Annotated in this window: 19 protein-coding genes; 9 read left to right on the forward strand and 10 right to left on the reverse strand. The window is 35.5% G+C overall.

What is annotated here, in order from left to right; all coding sequences use genetic code 11:
- Positions 1-29: 29 nt before the first annotated feature.
- The 3 genes from AB1278_RS17335 to AB1278_RS17345 are packed head-to-tail and all read right to left on the reverse strand — an operon-like array spanning position 30 to position 1,824.
- Positions 30-647 carry a hypothetical protein gene (locus AB1278_RS17335; protein WP_429815971.1) on the reverse strand — a complete coding sequence of 206 codons (618 nt, stop codon included), beginning with the start codon at positions 645-647 and terminating at the stop codon, positions 30-32.
- A gap of 9 nt (positions 648-656) precedes the next feature.
- On the reverse strand, positions 657-1,052 hold the full coding sequence (locus AB1278_RS17340) for a DUF3408 domain-containing protein (protein WP_034692228.1): 396 nt from the start codon (positions 1,050-1,052) through the stop codon (positions 657-659).
- 4 nt (positions 1,053-1,056) lie between these two features.
- Positions 1,057-1,824, reverse strand: a complete 768-nt coding sequence (locus tag AB1278_RS17345; RefSeq protein WP_429815974.1) for a ParA family protein — start codon at positions 1,822-1,824, stop codon at positions 1,057-1,059.
- Between the two features lie 634 nt (positions 1,825-2,458).
- Between AB1278_RS17345 and mobA the strand changes: the two genes are divergently transcribed.
- From mobA to mobC, 3 genes are all read left to right on the forward strand, one after another.
- A complete protein-coding gene (mobA, locus tag AB1278_RS17350) occupies positions 2,459-2,893 on the forward strand; it encodes a conjugal transfer protein MobA (protein ID WP_429815977.1) in 435 nt (144 codons plus the stop codon).
- Positions 2,890-4,137, forward strand: a complete 1,248-nt coding sequence (gene mobB / locus AB1278_RS17355; protein ID WP_429815980.1) for a conjugal transfer protein MobB — start codon at positions 2,890-2,892, stop codon at positions 4,135-4,137. The genes mobA and mobB overlap by 4 nt, the downstream gene beginning before the upstream one ends.
- Positions 4,138-4,258: 121 nt before the next feature.
- The gene (gene mobC / locus AB1278_RS17360) at positions 4,259-6,259 is read left to right on the forward strand and encodes a conjugal transfer protein MobC (protein ID WP_429817384.1); all 2,001 of its coding nucleotides are present in this window, start codon (positions 4,259-4,261) and stop codon (positions 6,257-6,259) included.
- A gap of 79 nt (positions 6,260-6,338) precedes the next feature.
- On the opposite strand, the gene AB1278_RS17365 is transcribed toward mobC, so the two are convergent.
- Both AB1278_RS17365 and AB1278_RS17370 read right to left on the reverse strand, forming a co-directional pair.
- The gene (locus AB1278_RS17365) at positions 6,339-7,184 is read right to left on the reverse strand and encodes an RteC domain-containing protein (protein WP_429815983.1); all 846 of its coding nucleotides are present in this window, start codon (positions 7,182-7,184) and stop codon (positions 6,339-6,341) included.
- A gap of 46 nt (positions 7,185-7,230) precedes the next feature.
- Entirely contained in the window at positions 7,231-8,934 is a 1,704-nt protein-coding gene (locus AB1278_RS17370) for a helix-turn-helix domain-containing protein (RefSeq protein WP_429815986.1), read from the reverse strand.
- Between the two features lie 277 nt (positions 8,935-9,211).
- On the opposite strand from AB1278_RS17370, the gene AB1278_RS17375 reads away from it, so the two are divergent.
- Genes AB1278_RS17375 through AB1278_RS17390 form a run of 4 tightly spaced genes read left to right on the forward strand, consistent with a single transcriptional unit; the run spans position 9,212 to position 11,465 of the window.
- Positions 9,212-9,448, forward strand: coding sequence for a hypothetical protein (locus AB1278_RS17375; protein WP_162071561.1), 237 nt, complete (start codon positions 9,212-9,214; stop codon positions 9,446-9,448).
- A 12-nt stretch (positions 9,449-9,460) separates the two neighbouring features.
- A complete protein-coding gene (locus tag AB1278_RS17380; RefSeq protein ID WP_156121964.1) occupies positions 9,461-9,628 on the forward strand; it encodes a hypothetical protein in 168 nt (55 codons plus the stop codon).
- Positions 9,629-9,646: 18 nt separating this feature from the next.
- A complete protein-coding gene (locus AB1278_RS17385; RefSeq protein WP_429815989.1) occupies positions 9,647-11,167 on the forward strand; it encodes a DoxX family protein in 1,521 nt (506 codons plus the stop codon).
- Between the two features lie 25 nt (positions 11,168-11,192).
- The gene (locus AB1278_RS17390) at positions 11,193-11,465 is read left to right on the forward strand and encodes a hypothetical protein (RefSeq protein WP_062652783.1); all 273 of its coding nucleotides are present in this window, start codon (positions 11,193-11,195) and stop codon (positions 11,463-11,465) included.
- Positions 11,466-11,499: 34 nt separating this feature from the next.
- Here the strand turns inward: AB1278_RS17390 and AB1278_RS17395 are convergent, their stop codons facing one another.
- The 3 genes from AB1278_RS17395 to AB1278_RS17405 are packed head-to-tail and all read right to left on the reverse strand — an operon-like array spanning position 11,500 to position 18,407.
- Positions 11,500-13,986 (reverse strand): alpha/beta hydrolase family protein, encoded by a 2,487-nt coding sequence (locus AB1278_RS17395; RefSeq protein ID WP_429815992.1) that lies wholly within the window; start codon positions 13,984-13,986, stop codon positions 11,500-11,502.
- Entirely contained in the window at positions 13,986-15,362 is a 1,377-nt protein-coding gene (locus AB1278_RS17400) for a RagB/SusD family nutrient uptake outer membrane protein (RefSeq protein ID WP_429815995.1), read from the reverse strand. Before AB1278_RS17400 ends, AB1278_RS17395 begins: the two co-directional genes overlap by 1 nt.
- A gap of 51 nt (positions 15,363-15,413) precedes the next feature.
- A complete protein-coding gene (locus AB1278_RS17405; protein ID WP_429815998.1) occupies positions 15,414-18,407 on the reverse strand; it encodes a SusC/RagA family TonB-linked outer membrane protein in 2,994 nt (997 codons plus the stop codon).
- Between the two features lie 638 nt (positions 18,408-19,045).
- Here AB1278_RS17405 and AB1278_RS17410 point away from each other — a divergent pair.
- Positions 19,046-19,354 carry a helix-turn-helix domain-containing protein gene (locus AB1278_RS17410; protein ID WP_002980955.1) on the forward strand — a complete coding sequence of 103 codons (309 nt, stop codon included), beginning with the start codon at positions 19,046-19,048 and terminating at the stop codon, positions 19,352-19,354.
- On the opposite strand, the gene AB1278_RS17415 is transcribed toward AB1278_RS17410, so the two are convergent.
- Together AB1278_RS17415 and AB1278_RS17420 are read right to left on the reverse strand one after the other, a co-directional pair.
- On the reverse strand, positions 19,355-21,130 hold the full coding sequence (locus AB1278_RS17415) for a UvrD-helicase domain-containing protein (protein ID WP_142716694.1): 1,776 nt from the start codon (positions 21,128-21,130) through the stop codon (positions 19,355-19,357).
- The gene (locus AB1278_RS17420; RefSeq protein WP_142716693.1) at positions 21,127-23,238 is read right to left on the reverse strand and encodes an ATP-dependent nuclease; all 2,112 of its coding nucleotides are present in this window, start codon (positions 23,236-23,238) and stop codon (positions 21,127-21,129) included. Before AB1278_RS17420 ends, AB1278_RS17415 begins: the two co-directional genes overlap by 4 nt.
- A gap of 438 nt (positions 23,239-23,676) precedes the next feature.
- On the opposite strand from AB1278_RS17420, the gene AB1278_RS17425 reads away from it, so the two are divergent.
- Positions 23,677-24,816, forward strand: a complete 1,140-nt coding sequence (locus tag AB1278_RS17425) for a DUF3800 domain-containing protein (RefSeq protein ID WP_002980958.1) — start codon at positions 23,677-23,679, stop codon at positions 24,814-24,816.

Raw genomic sequence — 24,816 nt, forward strand, 5'->3', positions numbered from 1 at the left:
AATTTATTAATAACAAAAGGGGAATTTGCCTAAACAAACTCCCCAATATCGAAACCTTCAACACCATCTTTGTAACTGGAAGATATGCCTTGAACATCATTCGAAATGCTCTGACTTAACAAATTTGAAATACGCTTCGAAGCCTCCCCCAACGAATTCTCCAAAAGATCAAAAAGCTCGGTCCCATGAATTTTTTGAATTATAGCAACTGCTTGCTGTTCTAAATCAGGTTCCAGCATTTTCCGCTGTAACAGCTGACCCGCAGTACTCAATTCCTGAAAGGTAACCCCTGTAGCAAACCCGCTTTCGATATTAGAGCCCTGATACTTCCAATCCTCTTCCTCCTGCCCCCAATTATCCTTGATTAGAATATCATCAAGGTTTTTATTCTCGGTTACATCCTCAGCTTTCCCGTCTCTGGTTTCTGATTCAAAATTATCTTCTGCTAATGAAGTAAATTCAAGGTGGCTTTCAGTGGCTTTAACTGGCCAACCTTTTCTTTTTGTTTGCTTAATATCTCCCATTATCGGTGGAGAACTTTTCTTAGTATTACCCCTATCTTTCGCACGGACATTGACTGGGAATCTTCTGTCGAGAAGAATTAGAATGATAGCGATTAATAAACCTGTAATGATTATTTTTTCCATAAAATGATATTAAAAAATGGGACGGTATTTTTTATTGAAATCATCAGTAATTTCCTTTTCAAACATTTCGAAATGATACGCCAGTATATTATCCAGATAAGCATACAGAGAAATCTGGTCATCGGCAATGATTTGAATAATACGCGAGAGGCGCTCGTGATATTCAGGACGGATATAGATACTTTTATCACCCCGCTTAGTCATTGTATGATGAGTAAGAAACTGCTCAACATAACTTAAATCTGATGTTTTTTTATTCTTCAACTTATTTTTTGCTTCACCCTTCTCCTTTGGAGGATCATCAGTTTTTGAAATAACTTCCTTCTTAGGACTTCCTGCCATAATGGACATCAGATATTGTTCATCGATCCCCCTATCATCATTGTTATTTTTTTCATATTCCATACTCTTATAGTTTTACAATTCCTAAAAATTCTTCTACAAATTGATCCAGCCTGCACTGAGCTAACAATTTAGGATCTGCAGGCAGTAAAGTCGATCTGAAAACCGTTTTTGATGTCGACTCTCCCTCTTTCCGAAATCTTTTACTGTCTGTAATACTTGTTTCCATAAGTGGCAGTCCTAAATCTGAAATCACTTTACTGTAGTTTTTGTAGAGCAACGTCCGTTCTCTTCCATCCACCTGATTCCAGAAAAGATTTACAGCCCGGATTCCAGTTTGAGTTTCTTTCATCAACACATTGGTTAGAACATCGGTGAAACTTAACGTACTTTCCAGCACTACACGATCCGCAGTAATAGGAGAAAAAATATAATGGACTTTCGTCAAAGTTTTTAAAATACCGGCGGTATTCACAGTTCCCGGTAGATCTAAAAATATAACATCAGGAATTGTTTCAGATCCTTCAACATAAGCATCTATATCCTCTAAAACCTGATCGACTTTACTCTGGAAAATGGGATACGCTTTTTTATTAATACTCGTAAATTGTTTGTGAGCGATCTTTTTTAAAATCTCATTCTGCATCACCATTTTTAAATCCCGCTCTCTCATCTGGAGTAAACTGTACTGAGGAAAGTCACAGTCAAATACAGCGACCTGATACCCCATCCGGTAATGAAGGAGACTTGCCATAAGTGTGGTAAATGTACTTTTTCCTACCCCTCCTTTTTGAGTGGAAAATGCAATAATTGTGGGTTGGTTCTTTGTTTTCATTTTGCTTGATTTTGGTTATAAATAATTGGGAAGAAAGACTGATTGACAGCCACTGGGCAATACATATATCAGGTTCCCTATACTGCTTTCAGTGCTACTGGACGGAATTCCCTAAAGCTGTATTGACTTCAATCAGTTATGGCTGAATGCCATTTATCCTGCAATCCTGAAAAATTGCTTTCCTGAAGACTATCTTTCACAGAGACTATCTTAACGGCTGGAATTCCGGAAGGCTGGCATGCTGGATTTCCACTATTCAGGATTTCTATCAGATCTGCAGTCAGGAAATCACGCCCTCAATCTGATACAAATGAATACGATTTCTTCTTCGAAATATTCTTAATGGTCGTTTTTGGCTTTAAGTGACTTTCTTTGGCTTTCTATCTAATACTGTCACTACAAATGATTGTGGTTTACTTTGTTTCAGAAGACTAAGGAGGTCTTGGGAAATTGAACTTTATGAATGCGATCAGTATTACATCTACTTTATTACTGAAATTTCCTTTCACCCGAAAGGAGCAAGTTATGTTTTGAGTGCCTCATAACTTTTTTCGTGCCTCAAAACAACTTGCCCTGGCTGGGGCTTTAAAAACCACTCCAAAGTCGTGATTTTACTAATATTAAATTAAATGCGATGGACGTAAATAAAAAAAGCAAAGGCGGACGTAAGCCCAAACTTAATCCAAGTAAAAACAGGCATGTATTTAGACTTACGGATGAGAAAAATATAAAGTTTTTAAATTTATATGAGGCTTCCGGAATGAGTAACAAAGCGAAATTTATTACAACAATTTTATTTCAGAAAGAATTAAAAATTGTAAAAGTTGATATTTCAACAATAGATTATCATACCCAATTGACCAAATTCTTCTACCAATTCCAGTCGATTGGAAACAATTATAATCAGATTGTAAAAATTTTATACCGAAACTTCACGGAGAAAAAAGCGTCTTTCTATCTCTTTAAACTGGAAAATCATACCAGAGAACTAGCTTTAATTGGTAAGCAGATTATAGAACTCACCAAAGAATTTGAACAAAACCATATTCAAAAAAATTCTGAAAAATGATCGCTAAAATTGGAAAAGGTGAAAACCTATGGGGTGCTATTACCTACAATCAACAGAAGGTGGACAACGAAAAAGGAACGGTTTTATTCACTAATAAGATTCCTGATTTGTGGGATCGACCTTATTCGGTTAAATTTTTTCATCAGTACTTTGAACCCTATTTGATTGCCAATAACAAAACTGAAAAACCGGTAAGACATATCTCACTTAATCCTGATCCTGAAGATAAGGTTAATGACAAAGATTATCGGGAAATGGCCCAGCAATATATGCAGGAAATGGGTTATGGAAATCAACCGTATGTTGTTTTTAAACATACTGATATTGACAGAACGCACATTCATATTGTGACCACCTGTGTCCAGATCAATGGAAAGAAAATATCAGATCGCTATGATCATTCCCGATCAATGGAAACCTGCAGAAAATTGGAAAAACAATATAATTTGAAAGTTGCTGGTGAAAATAGAAATTCAAATCAAAACTTTATTTTCAAACCTGTAGATTATACTAAGGGGAATATCAAAATACAATTATCCTCGATACTACGACACATGCCTCAAACCTACAGCTTTCAAAGTATAGGTGCATATAACGCTTTACTCTCTCAATTTAATATTTCCTGTGAAGAAGTTAGCGGAGAACTGCATGGAAAAATGAGAAAAGGAATGGTCTATTTTGCTACAGATAAAAATGGAAAAAAAATAAGTTCCCCTTTTAAATCATCCCTTTTTGGCAAACAGGCAGGGTTGGAAAATATTCAGGTCCTCATTGAGAATTCAAAAATGAAAAATAATCCTTCAAAACTCATTCTTAAAAGAACTATAGAAACCGCTCTTAGCACAAGTAAATCGGAAGCTTCTTTTAAGACTCAACTTTTGGAACAGGGAATCGCTACAGTCATACGAAAGAATGATGATGGAAGGATCTACGGAATCACATTTATAGATCATAACTCCAAATCTGTTTGGAATGGTTCACAGTTGAGTAAAGAGCTTTCAGCCAACGCATTCAACAAACTATGGAATGAGGTAGAAACAAAGCCTGAAACAAAATACAATCATAATGATCACTTTAATTTATCTCAGGAAATATGCACACAACAATTTCTTACGAATAGCATAAGCGGAGTTTTTGACGGATTTTTTAGCGGTTTATTATCTTCAGATACTAATGAGGATCAGGAGGAACAAATTTTTGAATCACAAATGAAAAAGCAACAAAGAAAAAGAAGAAAAAAATAATCTTCTTTTTTGCAAGATGCTGTCCTATGTCCTAAGAGCCAAAGTCAGCCAACTAATGCTTGAAACGACGCATTTATAGTTGAGAATATGTAATCCTGTATTTATGCTTCTAAAATGCTATATGCAGGGTGAAGACGATTTAAGAGGGCTTGCCAAAATCATGGCATTTATGCGAGCGGTAAGCATTATTCTAATACTAATGCATCTGTATTGGTTTTGTTACGGATTTTTTGCACAGCAACAATGGACACTGGAACTTATCAATAAGATTCTTTATAATTTTAATAAGACCGCAGGCCTTTTTTCTCAACCTATTTATTCTAAGTTGCTCGCAATTGTTTTGTTGGGTTTGAGTTGTCTTGGTACCAAAGGCGTAAAAAATGAAAAGATCACCTGGAAAAAAATTAGTATTGTTTTTTCTATTGGTTTTGTCTTATTCTTTTTAAACACAATCCTCTTACAATCTTCCAGCAGTTTCACTTCTGTACTTTATATTCTATCTACTGGATCCGGATACATTTTCCTGATGCAGGCAGGAGTCTGGATAAGCCGTTTACTCAAAACAGACTTAATGACCGATGTTTTTAACAATGAGAATGAAAGCTTTCAGCAGGAAACCCAATTACGCTATAATGAATACTCTGTCAACCTTCCTACACAATTCTATTATCAAGGGAAGTGGCATCAGGGATGGATTAATGTCGTAAATCCTTTTCGTGCCACCATTGTCTTAGGCACTCCAGGCTCAGGAAAATCCTATGCTGTTGTCAACAACTATATAAGACAACATATTGAAAAAGGATTTTCCATGTATATCTATGATTTTAAATTCGATGATTTGTCTACTATTGCGTACAACCATCTTCTCAATCATTCTGATGCTTATACCGTAAAGCCGAAATTCTATATCATCAACTTTGACGACCCAAGAAAAAGCCATCGGTGTAACCCCTTAAATCCTAATTTTATGACAGATATATCGGATGCATATGAAGCGGCTTACACTATTATGCTGAATCTGAACAGAAGCTGGATACAAAAACAGGGCGATTTCTTTGTTGAGAGCCCTATCATACTGCTAGCTGCCATCATATGGTTTCTTAAGATATATAAGAACGGTAAATACTGCACTTTTCCACACGCTATTGAACTGCTTAACAAAAAATATGAAGAGGTCTTTACGATATTAACTTCTTATTCTGAATTAGAGAACTACCTATCTCCTTTTATGGATGCATGGCAAGGGGGCGCCCAGGATCAATTGCAGGGGCAAATCGCTTCCGCAAAGATTCCTTTGTCAAGAATGATCTCGCCACAATTGTATTGGGTAATGACCGGAGACGATTTTTCTTTGGATATCAATAACCCCAATGAGCCTAAAATTCTGTGTGTTGGAAATAATCCTGATCGTCAGAATATTTATTCTGCTGCTCTTGGGTTGTACAATTCGAGAATTGTTAAGTTAATTAATAAAAAAGGACAGTTGAAGAGTTCGGTGATTATTGATGAGTTGCCTACCATTTATTTCAGAGGACTGGATAATTTAATTGCTACTGCCAGAAGTAATAAAGTTTCCGTATGTCTCGGATTCCAGGATTTTTCTCAGTTGACAAGAGACTATGGAGATAAGGAAAGTAAAGTCATTCAGAATACGGTCGGCAATATTTTCAGCGGTCAGGTAGTTGGGGAAACAGCAAAAACCTTATCTGAACGTTTTGGAAAAATACTGCAAAAAAGACAGAGTATATCCATCAATAGGAATGATACTTCGACCTCTATTTCTACCCAATTGGATAGTTTGATACCTGCTTCGAAGATCTCTACCCTGACCCAGGGATTTTTTGTCGGTGCTGTATCTGATAACTTTGATGAAAGGACTCAGCAGAAGATTTTTCATTCCGAGATTGTTGTAGACAATGTTAAGCTTTGTCAAGAAACGAAAAGCTATCAGCAGATACCACCAATCCGATCCTTTATTGATCAAGACGGGAATGATTCTATGACCAGACAGATTCAGGATAATTACAGAGAAATTAAGTCAGATATTCTCAATATCATCAAAGATGAAATGGCTCGAATAAAAAATGATCCTGATTTGCAACATTTATTGAAATCGGATTAAAGAATGAAACCTCAAATACCATACGATTTGAGGTTTCCATTTGTATGTATGTATGTATGTATGTATGTATGTATGTATGTTATTCAGCATCGCTGTTCATAAAATATTGATTCAAATTGTCACTCACCAATTGAAGGAATTTGGTTGGTCCCTGTTTTCGGTTACGGATTTCAAAGATGGTTTTATGAAAGTTACCTAAATCGCAATCCAATGACTTTTCTGTAAATTTTATCACTTCGCTTAACTCTATATTACCACCGTTAAAGCAACGCATCTGGTAAAGCGCATAAATAAGTTCTATAAGACCAACCTTTGACCCCGACCAGCTCAAAGGAGAAAATACTTTTGCCGTAAAGTTATTATTCGAATTTTCAATTTGCTTTTTTAAATACTGATCGAATTGCTCATTAGAAATAAATCTGGCGATCATATGATCGTGGGAAGTTGTAAAACTCGGATCATAATTATAAAATCCGGATGATAGCTTCATTTTTAGGTCGTAGGAATTGCGAACAAATATTTTATGATCAAGATAGGTTGCTTCCCGTTTATAGTAACTGTAAAATTCAGAATGCTCTAAATAAAAGCCTTTCAATTTTTCCTGTTCTGCTTCATAATATTTTTTTAAGGTCTTATTTCCGGCAGCCGGCTTATGAGATTCAATATCCAGTACTGCTGAATAATAAATAAATTTTGCAATAAACTGCGGTTTCAGTTTTTTAAAAAAGAATACTTCTTCAGCAATATGATCAAAATGATGGTTGGAAACCAAAAGTTTTAATTTCCTTATCGACTCATCAATAATAAGTAATGCCTTTTCTGAAATTTTGATCAGATCATTTCCGTCAGCATTGACTTCGTTAATCTTTAGGTCCAGATCCTCCAATAACTTCGAAGCTCTTTTAAAAATAGTTTTTGTTACCATGTCCTTTTTTAAGGAATTTACAAAAATTACCTAAAGCACGACTTAATCAACTAATACCCAGTTCTTTTTTCCGATTCTTTATATAATCAGTAGGTCTGATCCCATTGATATCAAAGAACAGATTTGAAAAGTTCTGGCGTGCCGCTATACCGCATTCATCAGCCAGCGCCTCGATAGTATAATTTAAATATTTACTGTTGGTATTAAGCAGGTTAGTGATATAATTAATTCTCAGTTCAGCCATGTATTTATTAAAATTCATCCCTTTTTGTTCATTGATATAAACCGAAAGATAGTGGGAATTGGTTCCCAGCTTTAAAGCAATACTTTTCTGTGTAATCCCTTTCTTTTTGAAATGTTGCTCCTGCTCAAACTTCTGAAGCTTTTCTTTTATTTCTAAAGCCATTTCCGGGGTAAGAGAAGTCTTTCTTACAGGCAGCTCTATCATTTCTTCTCTTAAAATATCATTCATATTATATTTTCCTTCAGCAATTCTCTTTTGAAGAAGCTGATATTGTTTTTTTATCTTTTGATCTCTTCGATACCGGACAACAAAAAAACCAAGAACTACACTTCCTGAAGCAATAAGTATCTGAGCCAATACTATTTTTTTAGTACTGGATCTCTCGATTTCTTCTTTTGCATCCATCAGTGTACGTCGGTCAAAATCTTTATGAAGTTTCAAGGATAAATAGGGAAAATCTTTACTGATTAAACTGTCAGCTTTTAAAAGCTGATTGGTATAGTACAGTTGCTTTTCGAGGTCTTTATCTTTATAATGATCGATAAGATAGTGATAACTCTTATAGACCTCTGGAAGTATAAAATCATGTTTATTGAAAATAGAATCTATTTTGTTATAACATCCTACAGCCCTATTTACATTATCCTGTGCTTCATATGTTTTACCCAGGTAATAATATACTACAGAAGCCCAGGCGAAATCATTTCTCTTTAGAATATTGGGTAAAGATTTTTGCAAGTGATCCTGAGCACCAACATAATCTTTATGATGAAATCTGGAAATTCCGATGCATTTTAGGAAATAGCTTTTTTCAAGTACAAAATCACTATTATTGGCAGTTAGCCGATAACCTAAATTGCTTAAACTATCACTCTTGGCAAAATGATGCAGATATCTGTTGAGGACAGTCAATTGATGTAAGCAGTTGAGATACGCCTTCTCATAGTTAAACTGTTCATTTTCATGATGGTTTTCATTAAGCTTTGACCTGTAAAACGAAGTACATTCAAGAAAATGCTTCATGGCGTCATCATAATAGCCCAAATGACTTTTTACAATTCCTAAATGATAAATGACTTTATACCTATGGTACTCATCTTTTGAGCCTTTTGAATGCGTATAGGCTTTAATATATTCATTTAAAGCCAGCTTAAATTTTTTTTGATAAAAATAATAGATGATTCCCTTGCTTAAATATTCTTTACTGATGTCATCTTGGCTTCCATGCTGCAAACTGACAGTAAGCGCACTGTCAGCATACTTCATCTTGTTTTTATAGTCAAACTGTCTTGCATCTCTATACCCTTGAATCAGCTTTGAAAAATTATTTTCTTTTTTTGCTTTCTCAATGTACAGTTTTACATAAGGCATTGCATGAATGTCATCTATTGCCATTTTTTCATAAGGCTTTCTAATTTCACTGAAAGTTTTTTCCTCTTTCTTTTGTGAAAATAAAAATTGTGAAAAAACAGGAAATAAGATGAGAAAGCAATAAAACTTTTTCATAGACTGATATTTAGAACCTCACCATCTCAAAAATAAACATTTATGTTTTAAATAAATCAAATATTAATGAATTAAATAACGGAAAGGCAAAAACCATGTAAAACATGCAAATACAGCCACTTACATTCTGATATTCTCATGTATTAATTTTAAAATTGAGACGTAACAATTTAAAAATAGAGCCATATAACAGTTTTTTTTAGCTCATAAGCCGGATAATTTTGACATCAGAATTCTAATATAATCCGGCCGGGATAACCCAATTAAAATTATCAAAATGAAAAAGTTTATCCCTTTTTTTAGCATAATCATCGCAGCAGTTTGTCTACAAAACTGCACCCATCGAGATGAAGATATGATTTCAAATAGTGAATATATTGAAAAATCAGAGCCCACAATAAATGGCTTAGTAATGAAACAGGATTCTGCTAAATCCATAGAAGTCATTGAAGATCCTGGAACAAAAGATCCTCCTGTCAGAGACGGTGATAATTGGCGGCTTACTCAGGATTAAAAACAAAAAAACATGATTCCTCATACCTCCATATCAGTTGTTACAGGCTTACCATGTCCAAAGAGTGGCATCTGGGAAAGTATGGGGAATTTCAAAACAACTGTGACCCTCTTTAAGGGTGAACCGATGCCTGAATATTGCGGATGGAAGATTAAATGGAGATTGGTTCAGGTCTGTTAAACCCAATAATGACATACCATGAAAAACGTACAAACTATCTTTATCAAAACTGTTTCCTGCTTTTTTATTCTGTTGTTTGTTTATGCAAGTGTGAGCAAATTGCTTGATTTTGAAAACTTTCAAGTACAGATTGCTCAGTCACCTTTACTAAGTGCTTATGCAGGGGGTATTTCTTATGCTGTTATTATTGTAGAATTAATTATTGTACTGTTATTAACTTTTCCAAGCAGGAGATTAATCGGATTATACTTATCAACTGCATTAATGTCAGCATTTACGATCTATATATTTCTCATTCTAAATTTCAGTGACTTTGTCCCTTGCTCATGTGGAGGGATCCTGGAAAAAATGGGATGGACTGAACATCTGATTTTTAATATTCTTTGTGTAGTTATAGGATGTCTATCTGTTCTTATCATCGGAAGAGCAAATCATAACACTCACCGTAAAACGGCATTGATCTTAGGAATTTCCAATATTTTGAGTTGTATTCTTGTCATTGTTTTGTTTTTTAAGTCAGAATACATTATAAAACAGGAAAACAATTTTACAAGAAGGTTTCTGATGCATCCTATTTTAAAAGTAAAAAGTATGAATCTTGAGAACCATTCATTTTATTTTGCTGGTGCTAAAAATGAAGAGCTTTACTTAGCTAACCGAAGCCTCCCTCAAAATTTATTAGCAGTTGATTCACTTTTAAAGAAAGCTGTAAATACAAAGATTGATCTGGAACTCAGCAAATATCCATTTAAAAAAATAGAGATTAAAGTTAAAGATCACCATTATTATATCTATGATGGAAATGTACCCATCATATTAAAAGGCAAATTAGGTGATGTAAAAAGCAAAATAATCAGTTTTAACGATGCATTTTTTAGCCAGCTTGAAATTATTGACAGTAATAAAATTGCCATTCGCACCCTCTCATCTCAAACCAGAAATTTAACGTTGGGAACTATTTTAATCAATCACAATGGTAAAAATCAGGTGACACTGCATCCTGATTTACTTGAAAAGCAGTTGGATGGTTTTTTTGATTCCGACGGCTATCTTTCATCTGATCCTATAAGACCAACTGTCAGCTATATCTACAGTTACAGAAACCAGTTTCTTGTCATGAACCATTCAATGCAGCTTATTCACAGATGGAGAACTATTGATACGACTAAAATCGCACAGATTAAAGTAACATCGCTGTCCAATGGAAAATCTAAAATGTCTAAACCTGCACTAAAAGTTAACGGGCATGCGATCGTATACAGAGGTCTGTTATTTAACCCTGCTCAATTAAGAGGGAGACATGAATCTTTAAACAGATGGAAGGAAAGCAAAGTTATTGACATCTATAATACCGAATCTCAGGAATATATTGGCAGTATGTACATCGACAATATTAAAAATAATACCATGTCAGATTTTAGAATTACCGATGAGCATTTGTACGCAATTATTGGAAATCAGCTGGTACAATATAAACTTACCCAGTCCCTGAAAAAACATTTTAAAAACGGGGAAGCCGAAAACCGTGTTTCAGAGTAGGCAGCAAATCAAATATTTTTTTATTATGAAAAAAATTCTTTTTCCTGTCATCCTGGTAGCACTGGGAACAGGGTCAGCTTTTGCCACCATGTTGGCAAAGAAGAGTACACGAGCTTTAGAGCCGGCTTACAGAATTGTTAGCTTAGGTGGTGGTCAGTTCAAATGTGAGGATGCTGATCAGGAATGCAGCAATATCGTTTCCGGTGATGTCTGTGAATGGGCATTGGATACCAGCGTTGAACTGCATAGAATCGGTTCAGGCACGATGTGTGGAACGCCACTTTATAAAATTCCTTAGTGCATTGTATAAAGTATTAATTAAATGAGGGACGCTATTCTGTGTCCCTTTTCATTTCTTTATCGATCCATCCTATATCTTTCCGCCTTTTCAGGTGATAGTCCCACCATTCTAAGATTTTAGTATTAAGATCCCTGATGTCTTCGGAACTTTTCTTGAAGGTGTGTTCCTGATCTGCATACATCAGTGCCACCACCTTTTTTCTGTTTCTTAATAATCCCATATAGAAGCTCATGGTTTGCGTTGGCGGAATATTCGTGTCTTTCTTACCTGCCCAAAGCAATACAGGTGCGTTGACTTTCTCAATAAAATTGATGGGATTATTTTTATAATACAGGTCCTTATCCTCTGAAAAAGAAACTCCCATTGAAAACTGCCCTGTTTCAAATCTTGAATAGTCTGCTATTTTAAACAGTTCATTAAATGAAAAGTAAGTATTCATAATATCACTAAGACCTGCCCCCGAGACATAGGCTGCGAACCTTTCTGAATGGGTAGCGATAAAGTTGGTCTCATAACCACCAAATGAGTGTCCTGTCAAACCCATGCGTCTGAAATCAATATTTTCATTTTCCCGAATCGCATCTAATCCAGAATGAACACAATCAAGCGCCGAAATTCCCGGCCCCCTTCTATCTGAAACAATGTCCGGTTGAAAAACCATATAACCGTTCTCAAGAAGCAGTCGAATATTGAATCCACTGGGTCCCCAGGCGGGATACAGGTATTTGTTGAATTCATCATGCTGAATACTGTATACCTGTACCACCAAAGGATATTTTTTTGTCTTGTCGAATTTAATGGGATAATATAGAACTCCTTTCAGGTCCTTACCTTCACTGTTGGTGTATGAAATAACATTCTGCTGCAAGTCTATCGCTTCTTTATCATGAAGGTTGGTTGTATAAAGTACCTTCTTTTGACCTGATGACTTGCTTTTGCTGTACAACCGTGGAGACATGTTGTAGTTTTCTTCGATCGAATACATTAAATCATGCTTGTCCTTTTGCGAGAACATTTTAATCCTGTTGCTGCTGTACGGCATTATTTCTTTGAGCTTACCTTTATAAAAAGAATAATATCCGGACTCATTATGATTTTCTCTCCTGATATGCAGCATCAACGGCTGTGACATTTCAATAGTTCGTTGTGTTATCTTAAAAGATTCCATCTGATGAATCATTTTTCCACTGTATTCATGAAAGCTGATTTTGCTGTTCTCTTGTTTGAGTACTGTTTTTAACACACCTGTTTCCAGGTGATAATTGATCAGTCGGTCTCCTGCCGTAAAGAGCAAACTGCCATCAGGCATAAAGATAGGATAGCTTAATGTTCCATTATAATCGATCATTTTTGTCTGCTTTAACAGATGATCGTAGACCATCCATTGATTCTTATACATCAGAAATCCGATGGTGTAACGACTGTCCTTTCCTATGACCATTTCTGAAGCATTCTCAAAAACAAGTTCAGATTTGTTTTCTAAAAGGTCATATCGATATACATTCAGGCTTCTAAATCCACGGTAATCATTGTCCTCCCTGGCATTATACGTCCAAAAATAACGTGGATGGTCTGTCGCTACATAAACCTGCATTGATTTAGGAGGGATAGAATGAACTTGATTATTTTTAACATTCCATACCATATACTGATGCTCAATCAGCCCCTGGTCCTTATTGCGCAGATATTTGTCTCCTCCATACCATATTTCAAGTTTTCCAGTTTTCTCGGGGAGGTTCCTAACGGAAATATCAATCAAAAAAGTTTCAGAAGGACCTGCTTCAGTTAATTTCATGTTTTGGGCATCTCCTAGACTGATCCGGTTGTTATGAAACAGCTGCCCGTCTGATACTCTCAACAATCTTATCCTGATCTTTCCATTAGGACCTATTTTTTCTTTTACAACAATAAATCTCTCTGATTCTAAAATATCCATCGCAACAATGTTAGTTGCAGTGGAATAAAGCAATTTCATAGTTTTTCCATTCCATTTCAATATTTGATGAAATCCTCCACTTTCAGCAAGAATATAAACCTGTCCCTGCTGCGTAATAGTATAGTTCAATGTTGCCACCTCATGGTGAAGCACTTTTCCTTTGGCATTATAGATTTTCAGGTTTTTATCAGTACCCAATATGACATATTGCTTCAGGGTTTCATTGACATTGCATCGCTGTACACTATCATAAATTTCTCTTTTTTTGGACTTCAGCTCAATTAATTCAGCCCTGCCCGGTCCTGAAGCAAAGACCGTATAATTGTTCAGAAAACTGATGTTGCTCTTTTTTAAAATGGTATCGGATGGAATGACTGCTGATTGGCGGTCAAACACAAGAACTGAATCAGAATTATTTGCATACATTTTAGTGAGCAAAACGAATCGCTGATCTTCAGATACCTTCATCTGACCTATCATCGTGGAGAAACGCGACATCCACTGGTCCAATTCCTTAATCGACCTCTGTGCATTAAAGCAATGCGGAGAAAACAGCAGAATAATTAAACAATACACTCTCATTAGTAACCTAAATTTTGAGGATTCAGATGGGGATTGAGCAGCAGTTCCTGTTGCGGAAGAGGCCATACTTTATGTTGATCTTTCCAGTTGGGTTTAGTCTGCTGCAATTCATTAAGCTTTCCTGCTCTTTTCAAATCGAGAAATCGATGTCCCATTTCTGTAAAAAATTCTTTTCTGTTTTCATTAAGGATTTCCTCAAGAAGCTGCTGTTGTGTAACAGAACTGCCAAGCAATGTCTGTCCTGCCCTTTGTTTGATCGGGTTAATAAACGGTAGGGCCTCTGACATTTTATTTTGTTGAGCCAGAGCCTCTGCCAACAGTAAATAGGCCTCTTCCAGTCTGAAGACAATGGAGTTTTCTGTGGAGTTGGAAGACCTTGCTTTGTATTTTTCCGCTCTGTACCAGGTGTTGCTCCCAACTGTAACAGTTCCCATCCAATATTGCTTTCTAAGATCTCCATTGTGAAACGAGCTGACCAGAGATGTGGAAAGTGCCATAGAGGTTGGAGCAGCATTGAAAAAATAGTAAATCGTCGCTTCCTTTACCGCATCCCCATTGTTCTTAGGCTTGAGCTGCCAGATAATATGGCTGCCGTTTTTAAGAAAGACCTTGGTGATATCATTTTGAAACTGATACAACGGACTCTGAACAACTGTTTTCAAGGTGGCTTCTGCCTCACTCCATTTCAGCTGCTGCATCTGAACTTTGCCCAGAATAAGCTGGGCTGCTTTTTTATTAATATAGATGCGTTCATTATTTTGGTATGTATCAGAAAGCAGTTCAATAGCTTCCTTCACATCAGATTCAATTCTCATCAGTACTTCCGCAGAAGATGTTTTTGAAATACTCTGATTGATCATATAATTGGTGGTCACAGGAAAAGGAATATCTCCATAAACCTGCTGGACATAGAAAAAGAGCAAAGATCGGATAACCAGGGTCTCCCCTTTTATCCTTGCTTTATCAACTGCCGGAATATGATCTGCTCCTTCCAGCCCTTCGAGTATGGAATTGCTGACATATATTTTCTGATACGCAGCATTCCAGAACGAACTGACAAACTGATTGGAATCAATCTGTGTATTATTGGATAATTCAGGCAGCCCATTAGTGGCATTGACTGCATAGTAGGTCAGGTCATCCGTATAAAGACCCAAAAGCCTTCCGCTTTGATCACCTGTAACAGGTGATGATTCCCACAATCCGGCATACAATCCAGATAATATGGCGTTGGCAGTCTGAGTATCACTGAAGACGGTTTCTGACAACATCTGATTGTCAGGCAATTCCACTTCCAGCATTTTTTCACACGATATAGCGGTACTCATCAGATAGATGAGCACTGCCATTATTATACTATTGAATATTGATTTCATTGTTTTTGTATTGGGTTAAATAATATGACGGTCTTTGGTTGCCATTAAGCATTACAGCGTAAGCTGAATGCCCAATGAATACGTTTTCAAAGGAGGCAGGAATCCAAAAGAGGTCATCTCGGGATCAATTCCAAAAAACTTCGTCCACGTCCAGAGGTTCTGCCCCTGAAAATAAAGTTTTACTTCCCTGAAAAGACCTGAGTCCAAAGAGAGATTATAGGTAAGCTGTACATTCTTAAGCCTTATAAATGAAGCATCAGAAACACTGGCATCACTATTTTGAAAAAGGCTGTGGGAAGAATTTGACGTAGAGCGGTACGGCATATAAAGGCCATTGGGATTCGAAGGCGACCATACATTCAATGCCTCTACCGGGAGATTCGCCATAATCCCCGGAGAAGACATTGCTGAGTTATAGTTCCGGCTCTGCTGCTTTACAAACTGCAACAAAAATGAAAAGTTCCAGTTTCGGTAGCGTAATTCATTGCTTAGCCCTCCGTAAAACTGCTGTCCAAGATTTCTGATCACCTGCCTGTCATCCGGTGATGCGATCTTTCCATCGCCATTGAAATCGGTAAAATCATACACCAAGGTAGTGGGATTTACCCCCTGAAGCTGGTAGAGTTTAACAATGTTCACAGGCTGTCCGATCACATAAGTATTGGCATAGGATGAACCTTCAAGTCCCGGAAAGGAAATCAGCTTGTTTCGGGGAATGGTGATATTGAAAGAACTTTTCCATGAAAAATTTTTCTTATTGATAATTTCTCCGCTGGCCTCAAATTCAAATCCTTTATTCTGAATAACAGCATCCAGATTGGCCAGCACACTGCTGAATCCCGTTACTGAGGAAAGCTGATAGCCTACCAGTTGATTTCCTGAACGGTTTCGGTAATACGCAGCAATTAGGTTAAGTCTGTTGTTGAACAAACCTAGTTCAAGAGCAGCTTCTGTTTTGATGGTTCTTTCCCAACTGAAATCAGGATTGTAGAGTTTTGTTGGAGCCAGTCCGGTGCTGCCGTTATAAATGAGGTTAGCCGTAGCAAAGGTATCAAGGTATTGGTAATCCCCGATATTATCACTTCCCGATGAACCATAACTCCCTCTCAGCTTTCCAAAACTGAGCCATGAGATGTTCTTCATAAATTCTTCTTCTGAAAACAACCATGCTGCCCCAACAGCACCGAACATGGCGTATTTATTATTGGGACCGAATCGGCTGCTGCCGTCTCTTCTTCCTGTAAGATTAAGGATATATTTTTTATCGTACTGATAGTTGATTCTGCCGAAAAAAGCACCGTATCGGTATTCTGTACTGATCTGGTCAAGGACGACTTTATTGATTGCAGCACCTATATTATAGATAAAGGCATTACTCTCAAAACCAGATCCCTGAATTTCACCTCGATCTGAAACATCTCTCTGATAGGTACCTCCCACCAGGATATCAAATTTATGTTTACCTGCTCTGTACATCCAGCTTATCTGGGGTTCTATCACCATAGACAGTCTGTTCTGGTTGGATTTTGAAGACATGGAATTGAGAGGTGTTGCCCCAGCAGAAGGGCTATACGCCGTACTTGGACGAAGTGACCATTCTTCAAAAGTCTGATAGGTTAAACCTCCATTGAGTTTGAGCTTAAAGTTTTCAAAAACTTCATACTCCATACTGATATTGTTAAGGAATTGCAGATTGTTATTGGAATAGGAATTCTCAAAGGCAGCTGCGGGATTCGTAAACGTATTGTTTTCCCAGTTAAGGTTACCTTCCGCATCATAAAGAGCGGGTGCATTAGGAGCCAGTATATAGGACTGTCTTGTTGCATCAGAGGTAATCAGATTATTGTCTGTTGCGGTAAAAATATTGGATGAGTTGAAACTGAATTTTCGATCAGCAGACCTGTGGCTGATATTTCCTGAAACGGTATTGGTTCTGTACCTGAAATCCCTGCCAAACACCGTGGTTTGTTCATTATGACCGAGACTGAGCAGGAAATTAGTATTTTCACTTCCCCCACTGAGTGAAAGCTGGGTATTTGACAAAGCCGCATAATGACCAATCAGTTCCTTTCTCCAATCGGTATAACGGTTGGGATCCCATGTTCCGTTGATGTCGTAGGCGTTAGCAGGATAGACAGAGATATTGCTGTTGGCAAATGCCTGCTTTCTCATATCAAGATACTGAGCAGTATTCATCATTTTGAGGTTTGAAATGGCGTGGCTCAGACCATAGGAAGAGTTCAGGGTCAGTTTTACCTTTCCCTTTTTCCCTTTTTTGGTGGTCACCAGCACTACTCCATTAGCACCTCTTGAACCATAGATGGCGGTAGCGTCCGCATCTTTCAGGATCTCGAAACTTTCAATATCGTTAGGATTTATACTGTTTAACGGATTGATATCTGCATTGGGAAGGATACTTCCTGCATAGGAGGAACTCATTCCCGTACCTACCGGAACACCATCAATAATATAGAGCGGCTGATTGCCATCAATTACGGAATTGCTTCGGGTCCGAAGGCTGTTTCTGCCTCTGATCTGAATATCAAATCCACCTCCGGGAGTTCCTGAATTCTGGGTGATACTGACTCCTCCCATTCTTCCCTGTGCTGCTGACAGGACATTGGAGACAGGCTGATTTTCTATATCTTTTGCTGAAACTTTGGCGATGCTACCGGTTCTTTCTTTGTCTTTAACCTTGTAGTAGCCGGCGTTGAGAATAACTTCTTCGATTCCCTTTACTTTTTGTTCTAAGCTGATATTAACGACAGTCTGATTAGTGAGTTTAAATTTTTCTTCTATATAATCAGGGTGTCTGAACAATAGGATGGTATTTTCTGCTGAAACCTGTAAGGTGTAGGTTCCGTTGTTACCGGTCATGGTTACCTGATCACTGCCCTCTTGGGAGATTACGACTCCTGAAAGGGGCTTGCCTGATGAAGTTACGGTACCGGAAATGGTGCGTGTCTGGGCTTTTGTTGTAATGCTTACGGCTGTAAACATGAGCCCAAAGAAAATGCCTCCTATATGGTAATAGGAATTTTTCATAGATTTGTAAAGGTTTTTAATTTTTAAAGATTAATTACTGAACTACGCTCTTTCCCGTTGGTCGCCAAACACTATGGGAAGGGGCTTTTTTCTTTCTTCTGATTTTAAGTTGAGTAGTTTTTTGATTCATTTTTTAGATAAAGACTTTCCTGATGCCCTTTAGTATGAAAAAGGACTGGTGAGGTTCTATAGCAGTGACCGCAAGGCACCGGAAAGAATTTAATATGAATGAAATCTGTGTTCCCGTGTAAGCTTTTAAAGCCGCAATAGGTTGTACATACCTATTGTATCGTGTCTGATACTATTTTTAGGAAGCGGGCTTAGATTTTTTATGTAGCAATAAAGCGAACAGCATTGAAAAAAAACGGCGTGAGTACTCTACATTATCCGATTCGGGGTACTGGTATACCTTACATGCAGATAAGAGAGCCCACGCCTAGGTCGTGAGCTTAATACTTATCGTCTCGCATGTTAAAAATTACCAGTTTTCGAATCGAGATTCTAAGCAATAGCTTCTATTATTCTTTGAAGTATCGCAAAGTTACATTATCTGTAACCTATTTTACAAATATAATAAAAAAACAATAGACGACATATATATCTTCATGAGAAAAAATTAAAAGATCAAAATTTACTACATGTATAAATGGCAAGTAGAGAATTTGAAGTTTCAAATTGGTAAATTAATTCAAGTCTATAGACTAAGAAAAGAATTATCACAATTCCAATTAGGATTGGAATTAAATATCTCTAAAGATCATGTAGGTAGAATTGAAAGAGGATTAACTAATCCAACAATTGAAAATATTGTGAAACTGTGCAACTTTTTAGACATCAATATTCTATTTCTATTTACAAAATTGGACATCACAGAATTGAAAAAAATAGAATTAGAAATTGATCATCTACAAAAAGAGTTTAAGAATAAAAATAAGAGAAAATCATAACTAAACATTGTCATACTTAAAATTTACAGCTTCTAATTCTGAGGTTATAGTCAAGGCATCTCCTCGCTTGGTTGTTCGCCCTGTCTCACTGATCAAATGCAAGTTTGTCTTTGCTCTGGAACAAATAACATATAATAATTTTTTTGAAGCCTCGTTTGCATTTCCCGAAAAAATCTCGTTCCAATGCGGAATGTAACCGTTCAGTAAACCGTAGGCAATAACTGTTTCAAATTCTTCACCTTTAATTCCTACGCATGTATTTATTACCACACCTGTCATTTCTCTGTAAAAACTTTTGAAGGACTGAATATCACTAGGGATTACATACTCGGGATCATTTAATCTTTTTTTTATATTGGTAAAGAAAAGTTCCCAACTTTCAACCAATGTTGGATTTTTTTTATAGTCAATACCTACTATGTTGAGAAATTGATCAAAACAATCTTTTAGGTAATCGATCCCTTCAATTTCATTTGATTTAATTGAGTTTATGAGTCTTAAAAAACTTCTTTCATTTCTATATTCCTCAGTTAAATCACTAAAAGTATGAATTCTGAAATTATCTATTAGTTCTGCTGCCCATCTATATCTTAAAGAATATAGTTTCGGGCTAGGCTGAGTTAAAAATAATCTTGAGAGTTTAAACCAAATATTTTCCCGATTCCGTGCCATTGGAGCTAGCCCCGAGGCATCAAAATTGACATTCGGTAGTACTGCCCTAAGTTTTTTCGAAATTGAGGTGATTAACCACCATTGAGGTACCAATACACAGATCTCGTCCTCAGGTATTCCCTTGTCCAAACTTAACAGAATTAATTTGGATATCTCTTCAACAATTCCTGCCTTATCAATAGTATTATTAAGAGTTATTAGACCTTTTGTTTTTGCATTAATTCCCACCGCTTTTATATCTATAGACTGCGTTTGAAACTGCCTGTAGAAATCAATTATTCGTTGACTAGATCTGTAATTTCCTTTTAAGGTTAAAGGTTCTATTGGAAGGTCATTTAACTCTTCTTTTATTTGTTCGATATTTTTTGCTACCCCTCCTAACGAAGAGTAAATAGCCTGATCAGTATCTCCTACAAAGAAAGCAGATGTTTCACCATTTCCTGCTCTAACAATTGTTGAGATGATAGCGTATAGTAAATCTTGAGTGTCCTGATATTCATCAATACAAATAATTTTGAATAATTTAGATAATATCTGTGGGATTCTTGGCAGATCCTGAAGGATTTTATAAGAGTAAAATAAAATCAATTCAAAGTCTATTAATTTTTTTCTTTTTAAAATTGAGTGATAATCTTCTAAAAGCCTTTTCTGGATTATTTTTGTTTCTAAGAAATTACCATTTCTATCAAAACGCATATTTACAGGATCTATTGGCTTCAATTTATATTTGACTTTTAAACTGCTTATTAGTTCATCACAATAAGATTCGTCTGCTATTGAAAATCCGTTTTGCAACTCAGGAAGATAACAAGAATAAGGCCTTAAAATCCATTCTAAACAAAAAGAATGAAGAGTACCTGACCATATCTTATCACTATTAATCCCCATAGCATTGAGCCGCTTAAAAATTTCTTCAGAAGCCCTAACAGTAAATGTTACTGCAGCAATTTTTTTCTTACTTGTATTTGCAAGCTGATCCAATTCATAAGCCAATTTATGAATGATCACTCTTGTCTTACCACTTCCTGGGCAAGCCGTAAGTAAAACATTACCACTTTGCGTAACTGCAACTTTCTGCTCATCATTTAATTTGTCAAGTATCATAAGTAAGAAAGAAATTTGGTTAGTTGATCTTGAGGAAATGTTTTTATAAAAGCCTCTAAAATTTCTAAATCTGTTTTATCTTTAGTTTCAAACTTTTTAGCTGCATTATAGTATGTTTTACAATATTTGTCATTTTTTATCTTTTCAATACGATACATAATTGATTTAACTTTCGACGACAAATTGATATGTGGCGATGCGAAGGCAATGGCTTTTAAAATATAATTTGGAATATATGTATTATATAAAAGCTCGTCGGTGATAAGTAATGCGAACCAGCCTTTACCATACTTTTTAGCTAATCTTAGAACTTCCAATCCTGCAACTTGAATATTAGGATTTTCTAATCTTTTAGTTATCAACTTTATATTTGATTCTTTACGATAGATCTTATCAAGTGCTGATACAAATTCCGGACTGTTTTCATTCATGAGTAAGTCTACTTCAAAAGTATGAGTTGCGTAAAATGCTTCCAGATACTCATTATCTTTACAAAGCTCTGTAATTATTACTCTACGTTCTTCTCCACTTTTTTGTGATGCTCTGAAATGTTTCTGATTTGGCGTATCATTTTCTGGAGAATCGGGAAGTTTTACAACAGAAATGTCTTGATCTGTTAATATTGCACAATATTTCTTTATACGTTCTTCATGAAAAATATTTGCTACATTTTCAAAACCTGTACTGCCAATATTAATGAGACTTACTCCAATCTCGTCTAAAGAAAGACCAAAAACAACTTCAAACATTGCTGGTATTAATATTTGTTCAGCATCACCTTCTACAAGTATAACTCCTTTTGCAAATAATAGATTACTACGAACCGCGTCTAGATATCGTTCTAATCTTCTTATTTGATTAGGTAACAAATTATTAGAAGGTTGAAAAACCAAAGCTTCATTTTTTCCTCTACAAATAACATTTACACTACTTATTTTACTTGCTGAGGATATATGAGTGGAATGAGTAGAAATTATTATTTGAGTATTACTTTTGCTTAAGTTATTAAAAAGAGTTTTTTGTATATGAGTATGAATATGTGCTTCCGGCTCTTCAATCAGTAGAAAATTCGCTATTCGATCTGTCTTGACCCTTTCATATTCTAATAGCTTTAATGACAAATATATTAAATTAGCTCCACCTAAACTAAGTTCCCAAACCCTACCTTTATAATCATCTTCAGGATCACCCACCCACAGCTTTAATGATTGGAAAAGTTTTTCCATTTTATTTGGAAGCTCTGATTTAATATCAATGCTTGGAGCATATGTTGTCCCTACAGCATTCTTTATACTTTTATCAATGCCATTCTTAATTTCTATTACCTCATCAAGTGAACTAATTTTTTCATTAAGATTGTCGATACTAGTTATAATTTCGTCCTGCTTAGTAATTTCAACTGTTTTTTCTTTCCCTTTCAATAAATTAATTAGTGGGTTATTACTATAAGAACGTAAATCAGCTTCAACATCCCTTAGAGCCTTTATAAATGTACATGAGACTTCATTATGGATACTGATTTCACGTGGTAAGTAAGTTCCTATGACTAGTTCTTCTTTTTCGTCAGGATCTGGGAACTTAATTTTATCAAAATTCCCAACGTATTTTTCGTAGGTTACATCATCACTAAAATCACCAGAACCACGACTTAAATAAACTACTTCATAATCGGCTATGGTAATTTTATCTAAGAGTAGCTCTAGTCCTTCTGAATCTTTTTCAGCTAAAATCGAATAGTCATACAACTCTTTTCTAAATTGATATTTAGGTCGGAAATATACCGAATAACTACCTTTAGAAGGAGTATCCATACATCCGCTTGATTGTACAGCCAAAGCTTGTGCTTCTTCACTTGCATCTAATCCTTCAAAAAAAACCGTTATAACGATCCAATGTCCCGCCCAATTGCCAATTCCCCGGTTGAAATCGTTTGAATTAAAATTAATATATCTTGGCAATGAATCATCAATAAGTATTCGAAGTGCATAAAAGAGATTGGTTTTGCCTGACCCATTTTCTCCTATTATTGTATTTATTCCTTCAGTAAATTTAAAATGTGCTGATTTAAAATTACGGAAATTTCTAATGGATAATCCAGAAATATACATAGTTAATAGTTTTGTTAAAAATACCAATATTTATAGAATTAAACTAACTGTATTTACAGTTTTACTTGGTAAAATTTACTAATTCTATGACACATAACAATTTAAGACATTAGTACTATGGTACTTAAGAGAGGTCTAAAAAAGAATTGCAAAATCAACCAGAGAAGATGATCAACATCAACGTGATAACAAGAAAACACCTGGAAACACAATGAAATTAACCACCTAAGAAACAACAGGAAAATAAAATTTTAAAATCTTTATCACTCTTTAATTTGGACAGTTGTTCGAATTAAAAGGTAACTTTTCAAAAAATTCGAAACATTAAGATTTTTGTGAATACATTATTAGAGGACTGTAGAATTAAAATAACTATCTTTTTTCAAAATAGTATTCCGTAACTTTACTATCAGACAGATTATAAACTTAATTTAACTGATGATTCCAGCCAAAATTTTTATCGACGAATTTGGAAATGCACACCTTGACCTTTCCAAAGAAGGAACTTTTTCTCATTTTATTTACACCTCGGTAATTATAAAAGATACAGATATTGAAAAAGCAAGAAAAGTATTGAAAGATATCTGTATAAAATATAGACTTGGAGAAAATCTTAAATCCAGTAATATCAAAAACAAAAACTTTAAAAAGAGAAAAGATATTCTAATTGAATTTGTTGAAAGATTGGACTTCGTTATTGATATCATGGTAGTCGATAAATCAAAACTTTTCGGGGAAGGTTTAAAAATCAAAAGAACTTTTTATAAATATTTCCAGTCATTATTTGTAGAAAAATATAACAAAATCTATGAAAGCTATTCTATCAATGCTGATAAAGTAGGAGAAGAATTTAAACAGGAACTGCAAGATTATGTTAGGGAAAAAAGCATTAACCGTGATTTATTTAATCAGGACAGAAGCTTTGAAATTTTTGATGATAAAGATGAAAAACTCATACAAATTGCAGATTTTATTTCAGGATGCTTGGGCAAGGTCTTTTGTACAAGTCATTTTGATCACCAATATATTGAATTGTTCAATCTCTTGCATGCAAGAACTTCAATTTCATATTTTCCTTTCGAAAGCTATATAACAAAAGAAATAGAGGGCAAACCCGAACTTGACAGGCAAATCATGAGAATGAACTATCAGTTAATTCAGAAATTCTTAGAATCAACCAATGTTCAAAAAACTAAAGAAAAAGCTAGACTACTAGAATACCTACGATTCCAGTCAGAACTAAATCCTAATCGTTTAGTCTCAACAACTGAACTGCTTATTTATCTCAATAATTTTTTTCCTAATATCAAAAGTGAAAGAGTCAGAATATTAATCAGAGACCTAAGATATGAAGGACTATTTATTGTAAGCCATTCTGGTAAACCTGGTTATAAACTTGCAACAAAGTATTCAGATGTTTCTGAACATTTTAACCATTTTCTAAAATACGTTGTACCAATGCTCCAAAAGGTAAAAATATTGAACGAAACCCTTTCTAAGAACTCATTTAACGATATAAACCCTATAGAGAAAGACCCCAATATGCAGAAACTTAAAGAATTAATATCAGGAATTTAA

The organism is Chryseobacterium sp. NRRL B-14798 (genome assembly GCF_050470705.1).
Classification (GTDB): Bacteria; Bacteroidota; Bacteroidia; order Flavobacteriales; family Weeksellaceae; genus Chryseobacterium; species Chryseobacterium cupriresistens.

Coding starts and splice junctions, on each gene's coding strand:
- AB1278_RS17335 (WP_429815971.1), bottom strand. CDS start 647: ATGGAAAAAATAATCATTACAGGTTTATTAATCGCTATCATTCTAATT.
- AB1278_RS17340 (WP_034692228.1), bottom strand. CDS start 1,052: ATGGAATATGAAAAAAATAACAATGATGATAGGGGGATCGATGAACAA.
- AB1278_RS17345 (WP_429815974.1), bottom strand. CDS start 1,824: ATGAAAACAAAGAACCAACCCACAATTATTGCATTTTCCACTCAAAAA.
- mobA (WP_429815977.1), top strand. CDS start 2,459: ATGGACGTAAATAAAAAAAGCAAAGGCGGACGTAAGCCCAAACTTAAT.
- mobB (WP_429815980.1), top strand. CDS start 2,890: ATGATCGCTAAAATTGGAAAAGGTGAAAACCTATGGGGTGCTATTACC.
- mobC (WP_429817384.1), top strand. CDS start 4,259: ATGCAGGGTGAAGACGATTTAAGAGGGCTTGCCAAAATCATGGCATTT.
- AB1278_RS17365 (WP_429815983.1), bottom strand. CDS start 7,184: ATGGTAACAAAAACTATTTTTAAAAGAGCTTCGAAGTTATTGGAGGAT.
- AB1278_RS17370 (WP_429815986.1), bottom strand. CDS start 8,934: ATGAAAAAGTTTTATTGCTTTCTCATCTTATTTCCTGTTTTTTCACAA.
- AB1278_RS17375 (WP_162071561.1), top strand. CDS start 9,212: ATGAAAAAGTTTATCCCTTTTTTTAGCATAATCATCGCAGCAGTTTGT.
- AB1278_RS17380 (WP_156121964.1), top strand. CDS start 9,461: ATGATTCCTCATACCTCCATATCAGTTGTTACAGGCTTACCATGTCCA.
- AB1278_RS17385 (WP_429815989.1), top strand. CDS start 9,647: ATGAAAAACGTACAAACTATCTTTATCAAAACTGTTTCCTGCTTTTTT.
- AB1278_RS17390 (WP_062652783.1), top strand. CDS start 11,193: ATGAAAAAAATTCTTTTTCCTGTCATCCTGGTAGCACTGGGAACAGGG.
- AB1278_RS17395 (WP_429815992.1), bottom strand. CDS start 13,986: ATGAGAGTGTATTGTTTAATTATTCTGCTGTTTTCTCCGCATTGCTTT.
- AB1278_RS17400 (WP_429815995.1), bottom strand. CDS start 15,362: ATGAAATCAATATTCAATAGTATAATAATGGCAGTGCTCATCTATCTG.
- AB1278_RS17405 (WP_429815998.1), bottom strand. CDS start 18,407: ATGAAAAATTCCTATTACCATATAGGAGGCATTTTCTTTGGGCTCATG.
- AB1278_RS17410 (WP_002980955.1), top strand. CDS start 19,046: ATGTATAAATGGCAAGTAGAGAATTTGAAGTTTCAAATTGGTAAATTA.
- AB1278_RS17415 (WP_142716694.1), bottom strand. CDS start 21,130: ATGATACTTGACAAATTAAATGATGAGCAGAAAGTTGCAGTTACGCAA.
- AB1278_RS17420 (WP_142716693.1), bottom strand. CDS start 23,238: ATGTATATTTCTGGATTATCCATTAGAAATTTCCGTAATTTTAAATCA.
- AB1278_RS17425 (WP_002980958.1), top strand. CDS start 23,677: ATGATTCCAGCCAAAATTTTTATCGACGAATTTGGAAATGCACACCTT.